The 17656-nt window shown below is 50.4% G+C and carries 13 protein-coding genes; 7 read left to right on the top strand and 6 right to left on the bottom strand.

All coding sequences use genetic code 11. The features are described 5' to 3' along the window. Positions 1 to 3: 3 nt before the first annotated feature. From ABEB26_RS12320 to ABEB26_RS12310, 3 genes are read left to right on the top strand one after another with little or no spacing between them, the layout of a single operon-like run. Positions 4 to 1095, top strand: a complete 1092-nt coding sequence (locus tag ABEB26_RS12320) for an ABC transporter substrate-binding protein (RefSeq protein WP_345722313.1) — start codon at positions 4 to 6, stop codon at positions 1093 to 1095. Between the two features lie 58 nt (positions 1096 to 1153). Next, entirely contained in the window at positions 1154 to 2212 is a 1059-nt protein-coding gene (locus ABEB26_RS12315; RefSeq protein WP_345722312.1) for an ABC transporter substrate-binding protein, read from the top strand. A 27-nt stretch (positions 2213 to 2239) separates the two neighbouring features. Beyond that, the gene (locus ABEB26_RS12310; RefSeq protein ID WP_345722311.1) at positions 2240 to 3052 is read left to right on the top strand and encodes an IucA/IucC family C-terminal-domain containing protein; all 813 of its coding nucleotides are present in this window, start codon (positions 2240 to 2242) and stop codon (positions 3050 to 3052) included. A gap of 66 nt (positions 3053 to 3118) precedes the next feature. Here the strand turns inward: ABEB26_RS12310 and ABEB26_RS12305 are convergent, their stop codons facing one another. The 4 genes from ABEB26_RS12305 to ABEB26_RS12290 all read right to left on the bottom strand — a co-directional run bounded on the left by ABEB26_RS12305 (position 3119) and on the right by ABEB26_RS12290 (position 8617). Then, entirely contained in the window at positions 3119 to 4237 is a 1119-nt protein-coding gene (locus ABEB26_RS12305) for a CapA family protein (RefSeq protein ID WP_345722310.1), read from the bottom strand. Between the two features lie 214 nt (positions 4238 to 4451). After that, positions 4452 to 5138: a hypothetical protein gene (locus tag ABEB26_RS12300; RefSeq protein WP_345722309.1), complete on the bottom strand. Its 687-nt coding sequence runs from the start codon at positions 5136 to 5138 to the stop codon at positions 4452 to 4454. A gap of 140 nt (positions 5139 to 5278) precedes the next feature. Beyond that, positions 5279 to 5917: a CatA-like O-acetyltransferase gene (locus ABEB26_RS12295; RefSeq protein ID WP_345722308.1), complete on the bottom strand. Its 639-nt coding sequence runs from the start codon at positions 5915 to 5917 to the stop codon at positions 5279 to 5281. Positions 5918 to 5998: 81 nt separating this feature from the next. Further along, positions 5999 to 8617, bottom strand: a complete 2619-nt coding sequence (locus ABEB26_RS12290) for an ATP-binding protein (RefSeq protein WP_345722307.1) — start codon at positions 8615 to 8617, stop codon at positions 5999 to 6001. Between the two features lie 198 nt (positions 8618 to 8815). Here ABEB26_RS12290 and ABEB26_RS12285 point away from each other — a divergent pair, with 198 nt between their 5' ends. From ABEB26_RS12285 to ABEB26_RS12270, 4 genes are all read left to right on the top strand, one after another. Beyond that, a complete protein-coding gene (locus ABEB26_RS12285; RefSeq protein ID WP_345722306.1) occupies positions 8816 to 10441 on the top strand; it encodes a choice-of-anchor Q domain-containing protein in 1626 nt (541 codons plus the stop codon). Between the two features lie 18 nt (positions 10442 to 10459). Next, positions 10460 to 12904 carry a hypothetical protein gene (locus tag ABEB26_RS12280; RefSeq protein ID WP_345722305.1) on the top strand — a complete coding sequence of 815 codons (2445 nt, stop codon included), beginning with the start codon at positions 10460 to 10462 and terminating at the stop codon, positions 12902 to 12904. A 321-nt stretch (positions 12905 to 13225) separates the two neighbouring features. Then, positions 13226 to 13798: a PspC domain-containing protein gene (locus ABEB26_RS12275; protein WP_345722304.1), complete on the top strand. Its 573-nt coding sequence runs from the start codon at positions 13226 to 13228 to the stop codon at positions 13796 to 13798. Positions 13799 to 13954: 156 nt separating this feature from the next. Further along, a complete protein-coding gene (locus ABEB26_RS12270; protein WP_345722303.1) occupies positions 13955 to 14374 on the top strand; it encodes a hypothetical protein in 420 nt (139 codons plus the stop codon). Positions 14375 to 14439: 65 nt separating this feature from the next. On the opposite strand, the gene ABEB26_RS12265 is transcribed toward ABEB26_RS12270, so the two are convergent. Both ABEB26_RS12265 and ABEB26_RS12260 read right to left on the bottom strand, forming a co-directional pair. Continuing rightward, positions 14440 to 16230 carry a putative bifunctional diguanylate cyclase/phosphodiesterase gene (locus ABEB26_RS12265; protein ID WP_345722302.1) on the bottom strand — a complete coding sequence of 597 codons (1791 nt, stop codon included), beginning with the start codon at positions 16228 to 16230 and terminating at the stop codon, positions 14440 to 14442. A 163-nt stretch (positions 16231 to 16393) separates the two neighbouring features. After that, a complete protein-coding gene (locus tag ABEB26_RS12260; protein WP_345722301.1) occupies positions 16394 to 17518 on the bottom strand; it encodes an SPL family radical SAM protein in 1125 nt (374 codons plus the stop codon). Between the last annotated feature and the right edge of the window lie 138 nt (positions 17519 to 17656).

The raw sequence follows: 17656 nt of genomic DNA, 5'->3' as shown, positions 1-17656 counted from the left end.
CTAATGGTTCGTTTTACCCGTTTACTCTCTTGTGGCTTGCTACTGACGGTGTTAGCAGCCTGTGGCGGTGCTGCCAGCACTCCAACCAGCGCCCCAGCCGCGACCGCAACCACGGCTCCAACCGAGGCTGCCGCTGCGACTGCCACAACCGTGCCAACTGAAGCCGCTGTGGCCGAAGCAACTGCCACTGCCGCTAGCGATACAACCACTAATTCTGAAAATCGCAGCTTCACCCATGCCTTGGGTGAAATCAGCATTCCCAACGTTCCACAACGGGTCATCGCCCTTGATTGGATGTATTTGGAAGATGTATTGGCCTTGGGCGTGCAACCAGTCGGAGCTATCGACTTGGAAAATTATCCCAAGTGGGTCGATTTGCCATTGACGATTGATCCCAGTGTGGTTTCAATCGGGGCAAATCCAGCACCCGATTTTGAAACGATTGCCGCTTTGAAGCCTGACCTGATTTTGGTCGGAGCCTTGCGTGGCGAAACAATTTACGATCAATTAAATGCCATCGCTCCAACCATGATGTTCAACCCATATTTGAAAGAGGGCGAAGGCCAGCCATACGACGAAATGACCACGACCTTCAGCACGATCGCTGCTGTTTTGGGCAAGGAAACCGAAGGCGCACAAGTGTTAGCCAAGATGGAACAAACCTTTGCTAATGCCAAAGCGCAACTAGCTGAGGCTGGTTTGGCTGATGCTAATGTGTTGGTGGCGCAAACCTATGCCAGCAACAACGCCGCCGAAGTACGTTTGTTCACCGATAACGCCGCCGTGATGGAAATTATCAAGCGTTTGGGCTTAAAAAACGCTTGGTCAGACCCAACCTATCAAGTTTGGGGCTTCTCGTCGGTTGGCACTGAGGCGTTGGCTCAGTTCGGCGATGTACATATGCTCTATATCACTGAAGAAAATAACGATCCCTTCCAGAGCGATGCGATCAAGCCCTATTGGGACAGTCTAGAGTTTGTCAAAGCTGGCCAAGCACATACCTTGGATAGCCAAACCTGGACGTTTGGTGGCCCAATTGCCGCCGAAGTGTTTACCCAACGGGTCACCGCAGCGCTCTTGTCGGAACGCAAATAAGCATTTTTTAGTGCTGGTCGTTTGAGAGTTCCAAGTGGTCAGCAGAATAGATAGCACAATGCAACGATTTTTGGCATTAATTGGCTTGGTCAGTATCTTGACTGCCTGTGGTTCATCGGCAGCAACCCAAGCGCCCACAACCGCTCCAACCACCGCAGCCGCTGCAACCGCGACGACTGCCAGTGAACCAACCGCTGCTACAACCGAAACTGCCGCCGAAGCAACCACTGCTCCGTCAGATAACGCCGTTGGCACGCGCACGATCAAACACGTTTTGGGCGAAACTACGATCACTGGCACTCCGCAACGGGTAGTTGTGCTCGAATGGGTTTACGTCGAAAACTTGTTGGCCTTGGGTGTGCAACCAGTTGGCGTTGCTGATATCGAAGGCTACAACAAGTGGGTTGATGTTCCAGTTGAATTAGGCCCAGATGCAACCGATGTTGGAACCCGTGGCGAAGCTAATCTCGAAACGATTGCTTCACTTAAGCCCGATTTGATCATCTCGCTCAAATATGATGCTGATAAAAACTATCCTCAATATAGTGCGATTGCCCCAACCTTGGTCTTCAATCCCTATCCTGAATCAGGCGATCAATATACTGAAATGATCGATACCTTCAACACGATTGCCGATGTATTGGGCAAAACCGAAGAAGCCAAAGCCGTGTTAGCCAAGATGGAGCAAACCTACGCTGATGCTAAGCAAACCTTGGCAACTGCTGGTTTTGAAAATGCACCATATGTGTTGGCCCAAGCCTACACCTCAAACAACGCTGCTGAAATTCGTTTGTTCACCGACAACTCGATGATTGCCAAATTGATCGCCAAAACTGGCCTCAAAAATACTTGGACTGATAGCGCCTTCCAAGTTTATGGATTTTCGACTGTCAGCAGCGAAGTGCTGGCCCAACTTGGCGATGTGCACTTTATGTATGTTGTGGCCGATGATGATAATCCATTTGCTACCGGCACGGTCAAGCCCTTCTGGGATAGCCTTGAGTTTGTCAAAAAAGGCCAAGCTTACCCCTTAGGCGGCGATGTTTGGTTCTTTGGTGGCCCCTTGTCAGCCGAAGTCTTGGCTCAACGGGTGGTCAAAAGCTTGACCAAACAATAATTACCCTGATTGATAGAGGATGTGTGTATGAGCGTAGAAAGTAGCCCACTTGCCCAAAGCCTGGAACGCGCCACGACCTTGGATGAATATCTGGTTGCGCGGATTGCCGAACCAAACGAGCCAGATTGGTTGCCTGCGACATCATTGACCGATCCAGCGACGCTAAGCACCATTTTGGAAGGCTTTGCAGCCTCCCGCAAGCTAGCCAAGCGCCGCTTGACAGGCTCGTTCTTTATTAGTTCGTATGTTTGGTATTTGGCTGGAGCCGCGATTGCCAGCTTACTGATCGATCAACGGATTCCCGACCTTGATCGGACCAATGTGCTGGCGCGTTTTCCCAGCAACGGCAATGCCGATCAGGCCGCAATCGCCTTTGCCTCGCAACGGTTTTTCGGCTTAGCTGTTGATCAAACCCAAACTGGCGCAACCGTCATTGCCGATAAAGCTGGCTTGCGTGAACAATTACGCCAGCAATTCGAGCAGCATCTTGAGCCAGTGGTGCAATTGGTTGCCGATCAATCAGGTTTAGGCCAACGTGCCCAATGGAACATCATCGCCGATCGCTGTGCAGGCATTTTCTTGCGGGTTGGCCAACGACTTGATCAAGTCGCCGCTGCTTGTGAAGAAGGTTTGGCCTTTGTTGGAACCAAAGGTTCGGCCATGAAGGCCAGTAAAACTGGTTATATTCAACTGGATACTGCGGGCGATACATGTGCGACATTCCTCCAGCGTGGTGGTTGCTGTTTGTACTACCAAGTTGAAGGGGGAAGAAACTGCAACGATTGCCCCTTGCTGCCAACCGCCGAGCGCTTACAACGCATGGCAGGGTTAAGCAGTTAAACCAAGGATTAAACGCAGCGGCGCAGAGAAACATTAATTCTCTGCGCCGCTGCGTTTAATCTGTTGTTACTTACTTAATTGCTCGATTGTCTCGATGATATACGCGCCATCACTGGCCGGATCAAGTGCTTGAGGATAGCCATCGACCAAACGCACAGGTGTCCAGCGTGAGGCAATAACTCCGGTTTTATCGAGTGTCAAGTGTAAGATGGCACTATCAAGGCTCGGCGTACCATCAAAGCCATCGAACACAAAATTGCCCAAACTCCAGGCAATAAATTGGCCGTTTGAACGTAATTCGTAGCCTTGCAAAACATGGGGATGTGCACCCAAAACCAAGGTTGCCCCAGCATCTAAAGCAGCATAGGCATTGCTGCGCTGAATCTCATTTGGTTGGTCGATGCCCTCATAGCCACTATGCAACAAAATAATCACATGATCAACGTTTGGCCGAATTGCTGCGACATCGGCGGCAATTACGGCAGGTTCAGCCCACGCCAAACCAGGTTGGTCAGCAGTTGCCGTCCACGATTCGGTCACAAAACCGCCACGCTCGACAGGTACGTTAACGTAAGCCAAGAATGCTAGCCGCAAGCCATTTTTCTCAAGAATGACTGGGCGATAGGCCTGCTCGGCGTTCATGCCCGCGCCAACATTGGCAATTTCAGCCTCATTCAACAAACCAATCGTTTCGCTCAAGGCCGATTCACCCCAATCGAGGCTATGGTTATTGGCCAACGAAACCAGATCAAAGCCTGCATTGCTGAGGCTATCTACACTTTCGGGTGGGGCCAAAAAGCGATAGGCTTTGGGTGCTGGCTCCCCAGCATCGGCAATGGCGGTTTCAAGGTTGCCAATTGTTAAATCGGCATTGACCAAGTGTTCACGTACTCCGGCAAATGGTTGCTCAGGGCCATCGCTCAGAATACGCTCGCCAATCGAGCGAGCAAGCATCATATCACCAACCACGGCCAACTCAATTTTTGGCTCAGGAGTTGGGCTTGGCTCGCTGGTTGCGGTTGGAAGGGTTGTGCTGGTTGGCTCGGGGGTGTTGGTTAGTTCAAGGGTTGCAGTTGCTGCCGTGGTTGCGGTGGGGGCAAGCGCCACTTGACTTGGTTCAGTGGTCGTCGTGCTGCTACAGGCTGCTAAAATTCCTAGGAGTATCCAAAAACTCAAACGCCGCATGCAAAAATCCTTCCTAATTTAACAAGCTGCTGTGGCGATAGAGTAGCATAGAACAGAGGAGTGCAGGTTACTAAAACCATGAAGGCACGCAGAACACAAAGACAGTTTTGTGCCATAGATTGGCACAGATGGATATGATTATGCTGTGCTGTCAATTACCCGATGCCCAACCCTTATGTTCTCTGTTCTATGCTTTATGTTCTTAATATGCTCCCTAGACCCTTGATTTAAGATACTGCCACTGCAGCCAAATACCACCAGCTAGACAGGTTAATCCCAACAAAACCCACCAAATCAATGGCAAGCTTGCTTGACTGGTCGCTGGCAGTTCGCGCGGTAATTGCGGCGTTGGTGCTACAACTGTTGATGGATCGACTGGCGTAGTGATTGGGATCGACGTTGGATCAAGCGGCCCAGGCGTTGAGGGCAATGGTATGACTGGAGGGCTGCCAACTGCGGCGATAATTTTGGCTACAATTTCGGGCGTAACTTGGGCTATAGCATCACCAGCACTCATATAATGGGCTTGCCACTGGCCTTTTGGCCCAATTCTCACGTAAAAAATGAGATGATCACCGATACTTACCTGCGAGAGACAGGCAGCCCCACTACCAAACCCATCAATGTAAACAAAGGGCGATCCAACCCCAGCCGCAACACCTTTGAAATATTGGGTTACTTCGACGGTGGCCATTTGAATATAGGGGCTATTGTTAGGTTGACCACCAACCACCGTTCCTTCTAAAACGATTGCAGCCGCGTTGGTATGTTCGGTAGGGGTATAATGTGGATGCCCGCCAACTGGTTGGGTACAAGCCAAGGCAAAACTTGGCCAAAAGGCTAGTACAACTCCCAGAACCATGCACCACCGTCGCGTGCTCGTCCATTGAATAGTTCGCATATGCCACACCTCACAGTGCTAGCAACGCTTACGATTGCCAGTGCAAGCGTTGCACCTATCTACACACCGATTGATTCTAACAAATTGAAATGGATGCAAAAAGGATGAGTAAGCACTGTTTTGGCTGCTTGGTGTACAAATTAGCCCAAAAAATCCTCAGGATGATCGAGAATTGCTTGAACTCGCTCGTAGAAACGCCCAACATGCAGCCCATCCATCAAGCCATGATGGACTTGCACCGCTACGGGCATCAATCGGCGTTGGCCGTCAAGCGTGTGTTTGCCCCACGAAATGCGAGGCACTGAATCGATTGGGTTGAGATGCACAGGGTGCATTATACTGGTGAAGCTGACCCACGGAATGCTGGTCATATACAGCAAATTATCTTGGCCTGGCTCGTCGCTGATGGTTGGGTTGGCTTTAACTTCAGCGACCTTGGCTTCGGCTAAGGCTGAAAATTCATGATAATCAGCCCGATAGGGAATCACACAAAAGCTAAAGAGATCGTCATCGAGCAAGACGGTTGGCGACGGATCAACCTGATCATGCTCAACCACACTATCACCACGAATCCGCCAACGAAAGGCCACTTGTTCGTTAGCGGCGCGGGCAACCACAAAGGTGAGGCTGGTACTTAAACGGGCTTGGCGAGCCTTAATTGCTTGATACCAAATCTGAATATCGACGTTGGCACATAAACTGAAGTGGGGGTAAGTCATGCTATGGTAAAGTTCAAAATGCTGGCGACGTGGCCAAGTAGCAAGATCAATTGTACGCATAAATTTCCTCTAAACTACGCTGTGGCCTAGTATAGCCAGCCGCATGGTCGCGTCAATCCCCCTTTTGGTGTAGCCCTCAGATCAATTGGCTAGGGCCAAACTCACTGCTCGCTGTAAACTCAGTTGTTGGCCTTGCTGATAGGCCTGTTGCCACGCTGTGGTGCTTAAATGACCCTGAATTTCTTGCACAATTTGGTTATAGCCAGGTTCATCGGCAGGAATAATTGGGTAGCCTTTGGTGCTGCGCATCTGGGCGGCATAGGCCATGAGCTGGGCCGCAGTCGTTGGCAAGGTTTGGCTCAAGCAATGGGACAGCCCTTCTAAGCCTTCAACAATACCTGGATCAAAGCCAATTGCATGGGACAACATCAAGCATTGACGATAGCCAGCTTGGGCCTGCGTATGTTCCCCAAGCACCCAATGGGCATTGGCAATTCGTGTATGCAGCAGACATAAGGATTGCTGATCCCCTAAACGTTCAAATATTTGCTGAGCAGGGTGATAATGCGCTAAGCCAAGTTTGGGTTGGCTCGTATCCATTGCGATATTGCCCAAGTTAATTAAGGCCGTCGCTTCATTCCAATCGTCGCCTAGCTCGCGTGCCAAGCTGAGGCTTTGTTCAAACGAGGCTTGGGCTGCCTCTAATCGTTGTTCATCGCGGGCAATCACGCCTAAACCTAAAGCAATTAATGCCACTCCCGATTGATCGCCCATTTGCTGATAGATCTGTAAACATTCTTGGTAGAGCTGGCTTGCTCGTTGATTTTCCGATTGTTGGCAATAGAGATTGCCTAAATTGTGTAATGTAGCAACCACACCGGATTGATCCTCAATTGCTTGATACAGCGGTAAACTTTGTTCGTAGTAGGCCGCTGCTTGGGCATAAGCTCCGGTATCCATTGCCACTAAGCCCAAATGACCCAAAACTTGCGCCTGACCAGCGGTGTGTTGGGTGGTTTGGTAGATGGCAAGCGCTTGCTGATACCATTGTTCAGCTTGGTGATAATCGCTTTGTCGCCAAGCTAAAATTCCCACGCCATCGAGTGCCCGTGCAAAATCAACATCAGGATTTGGTTCATGGCTGATCAAGAGATTTTCAAACCAACGCCGACCTTCGCGCAAATAGCCACGCATATACCAAAAACGCCATAAATAGCCAACCAAACGAATACCTCGTTGATGCGCGTTGTGTTGCCAAGCCCAATTTAATGCCGCTCGAATGTTATCGTGCTCAGCCTCGAGCCGCTGAATCCACATGGCTTGGCTGTTGCCGGAGCGCAATGGTTGCTCGGCTTGCTGAGCTAGTTCAATCAAATAATTGAGCATGCGGCTCATAAGCACATCGTGTTCAGCATGCTTGTTGGCTTGCTCTTGAGCAAAGGTGCGCACCATCGTTAACATACTCATACGGGTCGAATCATCGCTAGTTTGTTGTTGAATCAGGCTATGATCAAGCAGCATATTTAATTGTTCGATTAGCTCATGGCGTTCGTATTCTGGGCCACAAACTGCCAAGGCCGCCTCGACCGTCCAGCCGCTCACAAATACGCTCAGCCGATCAAATAAGCGTTGACTAGCCGAATCAAGCTGTTGATAACTCCAGGCCAGCGCGGTCGTAACCGAATAGTGACGTGATGGTAAATCGCGACCTCGCCGTCGCATGCTCAAAAAATGGCTGGCCAATTCGCTCAACAAGGCGTCGGGGTCGAACAAACGGCCCGAAGCAGCAACTAACTCCAGCGCTAAAGGCACACCATCGACGCGTACACACAAGGCTGCAAGCGCCAATGCATTTTTCTCGGTCAATTCAAGTTTGGGGTTATGCACTTGCAACCGCGCCAACAACAAGGCCATAGCTTCGATCTGGGCTAATTCAGCCAAGGGCGGCAAGGCCAACAAGTTGGGCACGGCCAAGGGCGTGAGTTGGAGCACATGTTCGGCACTCAGACGCAAAGCTAATTGGCTGGTAACGATTAATTTAAGAGTTGGTACTTCGCTGAGCAATTGGCTGATCACACGGCTGGCATCCTGAATTTGCTCACAATTATCCAACAGTAAACAGCTTGGTTGATGCTCAAGCTGGCTAATTGCCAAACTCAGGGGGTGCTCATCGGGACTTTCGCTGACTTCAAGCGCCTTGTTGATCGCCTGAACCATCGATTCAGGATCGTTGGCGGTCACCAGATCAACAAAAATACACTGCTGCTCACTTTGGTTGGCAAATTGATGCAAACAGTGCAAGCCAAGTTGGGTTTTGCCAATGCCCGCCAAGCCCACAATGCTGATTAAGCGAATCGTAGGATTATTCAGCCATTGCAAAATACGTTGTTGTTCAGCGCCACGGCCTAAAAAGTAGCTGGTTGGGCTAGGCAAATGACTGGCCAAGGCTGGCAGCACTTGATTGAACGAAACATGATTGTTTTGGCTTGGTTCGGCGATTAATTCTTCGCGGGCGATCGCGGCCAATTCTAATAGGTGCTGAGCTTCGTGCGATTGAGCTTCGATATCCAGCGCTGGCAGAAACAGCGCAATCAACGTCGTTAAGTCGGGGGGGCGACGGCCTGTTTCAAGCCGACAAATTTGGGCATCACTATAGCCTACGGCAATCCCTAATTCGGCTTGGGTTAGGCGAGCACGGCGGCGCAACAAGCGCAATTGCTTGCCAAACGCCACTGGTGAATTAACTGCAGTTTGAGTCATCGTCACTTCCTCGTCGCTGGGATTGCCCACGTCAAGCTGATCGTAACAGGTTAACGCTGATTGTCGATTGATAAAAAGGTCATGGTTTTAGGCCAAATCATTCAGCTTTAGCGAGAGTGGTAGGAAATGTCAAGTTTTCTGCCAAGGCTGCTGGTATAACTCCTTCAGAATGAGTCAAATCCAACTTTGGAGGATCATATGCACTTTTTTAAGGCGTTGCTGCTCGTTTGCTGTACGTTAGCTGTGACAATTCAGGTTCAGGCTGTACCAACCGCTGGCGTGGTTGGCACTGGTACGCCTGCTAGTTGTACCGAGGCTGCGCTGGATTCGGCGCTTAGCAACGGCGGTACGATTAGCTTTAATTGTGGCGGAGCAGCCACAATCAATCTTACCAGCGATAAAATTTTGATTAGTTCTACCACGATTGATGGGGCAAATCAAATCACACTGAGTGGGCGTAATCTCAATCGCTTGTTCGTAGCCAACGGTGCAATTCAGCTAAATCTACGAAATTTGACGCTAGAAGCAGGTTTTTCGGCGGTTGGCGGCGGGGCGTTAGAGTTAGTTGGAGCCGAGGTTGTGCTCGATCGGGTTGTGCTCAAAAATCACGAAGCCTTGAGCCAAGGCGGCGCAATCTATTGTTATGTCGGCAGCGGCGGCAGTTTGACGATTCGCAATAGCAGCTTTCAGCGCAATCGCTCGGCTTCGGGCGGTGCAATTTACAACGACGGCTGCGATTTGACTATTGACAACAGCGATTTTACTGCCAATATAGCTCCGACCAACACGGTTACTTCATTTGGGGGAGCGATTTATAGCGTTGGCCCAACCACAATCACCAACAGCCGATTTTATCGCAATCAAGCCCGTGATGGCGGCGCGATCTTCATTCACACTCAAGCCTCGGCAACCATTCGTTATAGCAATTTTCTCGAAAATACTGGTGGTTATGGCGGTGCGCTCGAAAACACCGGTGGCCTGACGATCACCGATAGTTTATTGCAAGCCAATACGGTCAGTGGCACTGGCGGCGCAATTTGGAATAGTGGCGGACGCTTATTGCTCAAACGCTCACGCTTGCTAGGCAATCAGGCCGATGAAGGTGGCGCTATCAGTCATTATGGCACACACGCCGAACTCGTCGATCTGTTAATCGAGGCGAATCAAGCAACTGGCACAAATGGCGGCGGAGCAATTTTTCATTCCAGTGGCACGCTGTTTATCAGCAATGCTAGCCTGATTCGCAATCGCGCCAGTGCTGGCCATGGCGGCGCAATCTACCAAAATTCCGACGATAACTTGACCTTGACCAACGTGACGCTAGCCGAAAATCAGGCCGATCAATTTGGTGGTGGCCTTTATCACAAAGCCCGTTATGCGGTGATTATCAACAGCACTTTGTACAACAACACAGCCTTGGCAGGCAACGAATGGTACGAAGATTCGCCGCTGACCAGCGAGCAACCTGGCATTATTCAAATTGGTAATAGTGTAGTGGCTGGCGCTAGTAATAATTGTGGTGGCAGCGCTATCCAATCGTTGGGCTTCAATTTCAGCGATGGTACATGTGCTGGGCTAGATACGGCCAGCGATCAGCAAAATACCAATAATCTGCTGCTTTCAGCGCTCCAAGTGAATGGTGGGCGCGTTGCCATGCCAGTTTATACGCCGCTGACGGGCAGCCCATTAATTGATAGTGCCGATCCTAATCTTTGTCCAACGACGGATCAACGAGGCGCGGCCCGCCTGGCGAGCTGTGATGTCGGTTCGGTCGAAGCGGCGGTGCAATTACCCCAAGTTTATTTGCCATTAGCAGCCCGCTAAGGCATTGTGGAGGAACCTATGCAACGGATATCAATGTTGGTATTGCTACTGATTTTGGTAGGCTGTGGGGTAGCTACACCCGCACCTAGTAGCCCGGCTACCACGAGTGTGAGCGGTGAGGCCACCAATTTGCCGCCCGATTCAACCAAAACTAGTTTGCCAGTGATCATGACTGGTGATCCAAATACTCACCCACGTTTGTGGCTAACTCAAGCCGATTTGCCAAGGCTGCGAGCGTGGGCCAGCGATAGTAACCCAATGTATCGTGATGGATTGAAGTTGGTGGCGGAAGAGGCCAAAATCACCATGGATGCTGGCGATGTGCCAACCCGCGATTGTGGCAGCACCGAATACGAAGAGTTTCCAACCGAAATGTATGCTGAACTCTTCGCCTTTATGTCGTTGATCGATCCCAACGAGGCGGCTCGCGCCGATTATGCCCAACGAGCACGAACCTTGTTGATGTACATTATCAATATTGCTGCTGAAGGCCCAGCCGAAAATGACGATTATCTGTGCCCTGAAACTCAATCGACAGGCTACCCACCGTTTCGTAGCCCGCGCTTTTTCACCGAAGATTCAAACCGCGCCCGCTGGCATGGCGAGGCCTTTCCCTTGGTCGTCGATTGGATTTACCCAGTCTTGAGTGCTAGTGATAAAGCGGCGATTCGCGGGGTCTTTTTGCGCTGGTCAGATGAAATTGTCCAACGTGCCTATCATCATCCTGAACCAGTTGGCGTGATCAATGATCCAAGTTTAATTACCGATACGAACCAAGTTCGGTGGTCAGGCAACAACTATTTTGTGGCGCATATGCGCAATTTGGGCATGATGGCGCTAGCTTTTGATGCCAATGATGATGCCAATAACCAACTGCGCGATTATTTGAACAACGCCACAGGTGCTTGGCTGTATATTTTTGATCATCTGACCCGCACCGATAGCAAGGGTGGCCTGTTACCCGAAGGCTTTGAGTATAGCCCACAAACCGCCAGCTATGCGATTCAATTTCTCTTGGCTTTGCAAACCGCAGGCAAAGATACCTGTGGCCCGCACTGTAAACTAACCGAAAATCCATTTTGGGACGATTTCGTTACTAGCTATTTACACTCGTTGAGTTCCAACCCAACTGAAGATCCCAATCATGGTTTGGTCTATCAGCCAGCCTGGTATGGCGATGCCCAGAGCTATCACTTGGTCGATTTTATCAATGCTTTTGGTTCATTGGGCATTTACGATCAACGGACTGGCAATGCTGCGCGTTTGGCCAAAGTGCGCTGGATCGAAACCGTCACCCCGCCAGGTGGTGCTGATGGCTTAATCGAACGGGTTGGCAACCCCAATGATTTTCGCGATGCAATTATCTATTTTATGCTGTTTGATCCGACGGCTGCGGTGGCGACCGACCCACGACCAAGCCTGCCGCTAGATTTTTACGCCGAGGGCATGCACAAAATTTTCTCGCGCACCAGTTGGGCCGATGATACAGGTTGGTTCAATTTCAGCCTAAGCTGGAACTTTATCGACCATCAACAGGCCGATGGCAACCATTTTGAGTGGTTTCGCAACGGCGAATGGCTAACCAAGGCTCGCACGGGCTACGCTGATATTGCCGAGGGCATCGCTAGCTCGGAGTTTCGCAACCTGATCGCGCTTGAAAACGATCAGCCTGATCGTGATCCATCCGATTGGCGGATCGATCTGTGGCAACGTGGCTCGCAATGGAATTTAGTGCCAACTGGCGATCCAACCTTGGTAGCGCATAGCCTTGATAGCCGTTTTACCTATGCTTTGGGCGATGCAACCAATCTCTACAATAGCGAAAATGAGGCGACGACCGATATTAGCCATGCTAGCCGCTCGATTGTTTGGCTCAAACCCGACACGATTGTGACCTATGATCGTGGCACATCGCAAACCGCCAACCGCTTCAAACGCTGGTGGCTACAATTGCCCACGCCAGCCATAATCAACGGCAACCGTGCTACGATGACCACGGCTGGCGGCCAAAGCCTGAATATAACCAGTTTATTGCCAGCGGGTGCGACATTAACCGCCGTCAACCTTGCCGACCAACAATCAGAAAATACTGCGGCTAGCGACGACCCGATGAAAGTGCGATTGCGGATTGATGCGCCAGGAAACCCACAGGATGTACGCTTTTTGCAGGTGTTGCAAGCAGCCAACAGTGGAGTTACGCCAGCCAATGTTAGCTTAATTCAAGCCAGTTCTGGCAACTATGCTGGAGCACAAATTGGCTCGCAGGTGGTGCTCTTCCCTATTAATGTCGATCAAGCCTTTGCCACAATCGAATATAGCACTGCTAACCCTGCCAACCTCCAATTAATCACTGGTTTGCAGCCAAACACTGGCTATACAGTCCAGCGCAATGGCAACAATATCAGCATCAGCCAAGGTGGCTCACAAATGAGCGATAGCGGTGGGGTTTTAGTGATCGAGTAAAGAGAAGGATGAAGTTAGTATAAAAGTCAGAAGCTAGGCTTTGGGGCTAACGTTAACGCAGAAGTGCAGAGGAATGCGGCTATAGGTTGAAGGCTATGGGCTATCGGAGACTATTGGACTGTGATCAACCCATAGCCTACAGCCAAAAGCCTATAGCCAAACTTCGTGTCACTTCGTGTTCTTCGTGGATCAAAACCTGATCGCTAGACTTGGCATGATTTCAAGCTTAAAAATCATCGTGATTCTCACTGCAACAATTCAAAATAGCCGAGCGTCCTAGCTACCAGATAATCAATCAATTGCTTTTGAAGGAGCTAGACAATGACAACCCAAGTTTCTAACCGTTTGACCCGTAGCGCTACCGACCGCCGTTTTGCTGGCGTTTGTGGTGGGATTGCCGAATACTTGGCTATCGATTCAATCTGGGTTCGCTTAGCCTTTGTATTCTTGGTGATGACGGGGATTAGCATTTTACTCTACCCATTGTTGTGGTTTATTATGCCACGCGGCGCAGTCAGCTACTTGGCTCAATCAACCCAAGCCGTGCAACAACCAGTTAGCTATCAAGTGGCCCAAAGCGTTGGCGTACAACCAAGCGTCAATGCTCGCTTCGACCCAATGACTGGTCAAGCCATCAAAGCTGAACCATATCGCTTTGATCCAGTGACTGGTCAACCAATCGGCCAAAGCATTCCGGTTAGCAACCTTTCAACGCCTGTTGCCACGGTTAGCCCAGATGTAATCAAAGCTCGCCGGAACTTGTGGCTCAAGAGCGCCTTGGTCATCGGTGGTGCCTTGTTCCTGAGCAGCATCTTGGTCGAAATCGCTCCAGTGCTGATTCCAGTTGGTTTGGTTGTTGCCGGGGTTTGGTTGATTCGCAACAACAAAATCTAATTCGCTCAACCCGACCGCCCTTGGTGTCAAGCACTGAGGGCGGTTTTTTGCGTTCACAAATGGCAACGATTGAATACTTGACGACCCTAGGCTATGCTATGATAGCATTCAGCCCAGTGCTTTCGATTGAATTTTGTTTTGGAGGAACACCGACTCATGCAAACGTTTCTGCTGAGTGCTCACTCAGGTTGGCGTTGGATTGTTATGCTGGCAGTGTTGGTTGCCATCGGCTATGGTTTGTGGGGTTGGCTAACCAAACAACCATGGAACGATCTGGCCCGTAAGATTATGCTTTACACCACAATTGCGATCGATATTCAATTGCTTGGTGGCTTAGCCTTATATGTTGTGAATAAATCGTGGAGCCAACTCAATCCAGCCCAAATTCGCTTTGAGCACCCAACGATGATGGTATTGGCCTTGGGCTTGGCCCATGTCGTCAGTGTCAAAGTTAAGCGTGGCGAAATTCCAGCAGCCCGCTATCGCTTGATGGCCTTGGGCACATTGGCGGTTTTGGTCTTGGTTGTGGTCGGGATTTTGCGCTTGCCGGGTGATCGTTTGTTCGCAATGTCGTAGATCGGGGTTCAAAACTCACAAAAACGCCCTGCTCCGTGTGCCAACCGAGCAGGGCGTTTGGTTTTTTAGAGGCTCAACGGTTGGCTATGCAGCCACGAGGTAATATCGGGTGCAGTCATGGGGCGGCTAAAATGGTAGCCTTGACCATAATCGCAGCCCAAATCGCGCAAAGTTGCCGCTTCTTCGATCGTTTCGATACCCTCGGCAATTACATTCATGGCCAGTTGTTGCGAGAGCATGATAATTGCCCGCACAATTTCGACGTTGCGGCTGCCATCGCTCATCGCATTAACGAATGAGCGATCAACTTTAAGCGTATCCAAGGGGAAGTGGTGCAGATAGCTCAATGATGAATAGCCTGTACCAAAATCATCAATCGCCAGCTTTACCCCCAAATCTTTGATTGCACCTAACTGTGCTCGGGCCAATTCAAAGCCATGAATCACCATACTTTCGGTAATTTCTAGCTCCAACTGGGCTGGATTGATGCCAGTGCGCTGAATAATCTCGCCCAAGGTTTGAATTAAGGCCGGGCTGGCCAGTTGACGCGCCGAGAGATTGACCGAAAGCACTTGCAAACGGGGCCGCGAATCATCAGCTTGCCATGCCAAAAATTGTAGGCAGGCAGTTTCCAAGGCCCAAAAACCAATCGGCACGATCAAGCCACTTTCCTCGGCCAAATGAATAAACTCGTTGGGCAGAATCATGCCGCGCTGTGGGTGATGCCAGCGCAACAAGGCCTCAACCCCAACCATCTGACCAGTTGGTAAAGCCGTAATTGGCTGATAATGCAAAATTAATTCGTGGCGCTCTAAGGCTCCGCGCAAATCAATTTCCAGTTGCCAACGCTCAGCCAGCGCCGCATGCAACGCTCGATCAAACAAAAAGATTTGACTAATACCATTCGTTTTGGCCTGATACATCGCCGTATCTGCCTCACGCAGCAAGGTTTCGGCTTGGGCTTGACCATCACCAAGCGTTACACCAATGCCAAGCGTGGTATAAATTGGCTTATCGCGCAGTACAATTGGCTGGTTAAATTGCTCTTGAATCCGTTGGGCATGCTCAAGCGCTTGCTGAGCATGTTGCACTTGACCAAGCACGACCACAAATTCATCACCACCTAAACGAGCAGCTAAATCATTTGGGCCAAGCGTTGCTTGAAGGCGTTGGGCAATCGTTTGCAGCACTTGATCGCCAACATCGTAGCCCAAGGCATCATTAATTGCACTAAATCGATCGACTTCAACAAACAAGACGGCAAAGTGTTGTTGATCAAGTTGGCGCTGGGCGATCAAGCGTTGTAGTTGAATAACCAAACTATGCCGATTGGGCAAGCCAGTCAGCCAATCGCAGGCTGGCGGTGTCCGTTCAGCAGTTGCAACCGGCTCAGTTTCACGGCAATTGAGCAGCCAATAGCCGCCAACTTGATGCCGACAAAACTCCAGCCCACGCCACGAGCCATCAGCATGGCGACAATCTAACGCTTGCCAGTGAATTTGAGCTGTTTGGGTATACAGTAATTGATCAAAATGGTTGGATGAATCAGGATGCAGGAGGTGTTTGAATGATTGACCGTTGAGACTGAGGGCTGGGTAGCCAAGCTGTTGATTTAGCAGTGGGCTGATTGCAATAATCGTTGCCTGCTGATCGAGAATCAAGGTTTGTTGACTTTGCGGCCAGTGCCACAACCCTAATTGGGTGCTAATGCGCTGAGCGGTGCGGCGGCGCTGCCAACGCCAACACAACCAGATTCCCAGCCCGCAAACTAAGCCGATTAATAACCATTCGGTTGGCAACATGGCCGCTTGGGCAGCCGAATCGGGCAAGCGGACGTTGGGCGTTTGAACACTCATGACACCTACGTGAATCAGCCGAAACCTGCGGTCAGGGCAGATTTTGGCATTAGGAACTCAGAGCTACATACTACCTGAGTTCGTAGCTTTGTCGAGTAGTATTTTTAAGCTTCTAGAGGCGGTTTTTGCTTCACCTCATGCGTACCGCTGGCCACTGCGTGGGTCACTCGTTACTGGGATCGGTAGGGGTATCAGGGCTACGCACTTTTTCAAGAATTTGGTCGAGTCGGGCGCGGGTATCGCTAATATTCAGCACTTCACGCAGCATCGGCCACAATGGGCTAACTGCTAAAGCTGGCTCATCGGCTTTGCCATTGAACACCGCTTCGGCCAAATTCGAGTGGCGGCTAGCCAATAGTTCGCGGCCCTTGATTTGGTCGATAAAGGCTTGATGTTTGAGCATCAAGGCCGCCACATTATTGGGAGCCAAATGCTCGCGATACAGCTCCAATGGTGCTCGCGGGTTGAGATTCAGCTCTTCAAAACGCCCCAAAATATCGCGATGCATCTCGCGGCGATACTCTAGGCTGGGCTGCATATCCTTACCATACAATTCGCGATAATATGAGGCTGGATAATTACCTAAGCGCGAAAGCAAATCGGTGATTCGTTGACGATGGCGCTCATTCGGCTGCCACAGATATTCCCAAACCACAAAATCGGGCTGAACATTGGCAATCGCATTCAAGGTCAAGGGCAATTGGCGATCAGTGTCGGTCAGATAGGGAATGACTGGCAACATCGCCACGCCAGTTGGAATACCTGCACGTTTGAGCGTATTCAAGGCTTCCAAACGGGCTGAGGGGGGGGCAACTTTGCCCTCTAATTTTTCCGAGAGCAAGGGATCAATCGTTGGAATGCTCATTACAACAATCGCCAAACCCTGCTCATTCATGCGTTGCAGCAAGCTCAAATCATCCATCACTGCCAAACTTTTGGTCAAAATCAGCACTGGTTGCTTGGCAACTTGGCAAGCTTGCAGCATCTGGCGGGTTAGGCGATAGGTTTTTTCGGCAGGCTGGTAGGCATCGCCAAGGCTAAAGGCAATCAGATCGCCGCGTGAAACTACGCTCAGTTGCTCAGCAAAACGATCAGGCAAATCAACATTAGCGCGGATAACCTCGTTAAATGGCCGCTGACTGAACGACCAGCCATCGCAATAGGCACACCCAAACTCGCAGCCCACATATGGACCAACTTGGTAAGTCGAAAGAAAAAATTCATTAATTGTGGGGCGACGAGGTGCTAGCGCTGGCCCACCTGGGCGCTCTTCAACATAATAGGCCATAGGTTAACTCCATGGTGTAGTTATTCCTGCGCATTATACCCAAACTTTGGCTAGGCGAATTGCACCATGGATTACAAACCGACGATTGATCACGGTGTTAACTCAACGCTAACATCGCAACCAGCCCATGCCAATGCT

Origin of the sequence: Herpetosiphon gulosus, from assembly GCF_039545135.1 — a bacterium.
Taxonomy (GTDB): Bacteria; Chloroflexota; Chloroflexia; order Chloroflexales; family Herpetosiphonaceae; genus Herpetosiphon; species Herpetosiphon gulosus.
Note: the sequence above shows the minus strand (reverse complement) of the source record. Positions and strands in the feature narration are given on the sequence as shown.

Excerpts from the sequence above, each read along its gene's own strand:
- ABEB26_RS12320 (WP_345722313.1), top strand. The coding sequence starts at position 4 with ATGGTTCGTTTTACCCGTTTACTCTCTTGTGGCTTGCTACTGACGGTG.
- ABEB26_RS12315 (WP_345722312.1), top strand. The coding sequence starts at position 1,154 with ATGCAACGATTTTTGGCATTAATTGGCTTGGTCAGTATCTTGACTGCC.
- ABEB26_RS12310 (WP_345722311.1), top strand. The coding sequence starts at position 2,240 with ATGAGCGTAGAAAGTAGCCCACTTGCCCAAAGCCTGGAACGCGCCACG.
- ABEB26_RS12305 (WP_345722310.1), bottom strand. The coding sequence starts at position 4,237 with ATGCGGCGTTTGAGTTTTTGGATACTCCTAGGAATTTTAGCAGCCTGT.
- ABEB26_RS12300 (WP_345722309.1), bottom strand. The coding sequence starts at position 5,138 with ATGCGAACTATTCAATGGACGAGCACGCGACGGTGGTGCATGGTTCTG.
- ABEB26_RS12295 (WP_345722308.1), bottom strand. The coding sequence starts at position 5,917 with ATGCGTACAATTGATCTTGCTACTTGGCCACGTCGCCAGCATTTTGAA.
- ABEB26_RS12290 (WP_345722307.1), bottom strand. The coding sequence starts at position 8,617 with ATGACTCAAACTGCAGTTAATTCACCAGTGGCGTTTGGCAAGCAATTG.
- ABEB26_RS12285 (WP_345722306.1), top strand. The coding sequence starts at position 8,816 with ATGCACTTTTTTAAGGCGTTGCTGCTCGTTTGCTGTACGTTAGCTGTG.
- ABEB26_RS12280 (WP_345722305.1), top strand. The coding sequence starts at position 10,460 with ATGCAACGGATATCAATGTTGGTATTGCTACTGATTTTGGTAGGCTGT.
- ABEB26_RS12275 (WP_345722304.1), top strand. The coding sequence starts at position 13,226 with ATGACAACCCAAGTTTCTAACCGTTTGACCCGTAGCGCTACCGACCGC.
- ABEB26_RS12270 (WP_345722303.1), top strand. The coding sequence starts at position 13,955 with ATGCAAACGTTTCTGCTGAGTGCTCACTCAGGTTGGCGTTGGATTGTT.
- ABEB26_RS12265 (WP_345722302.1), bottom strand. The coding sequence starts at position 16,230 with ATGAGTGTTCAAACGCCCAACGTCCGCTTGCCCGATTCGGCTGCCCAA.
- ABEB26_RS12260 (WP_345722301.1), bottom strand. The coding sequence starts at position 17,518 with ATGGCCTATTATGTTGAAGAGCGCCCAGGTGGGCCAGCGCTAGCACCT.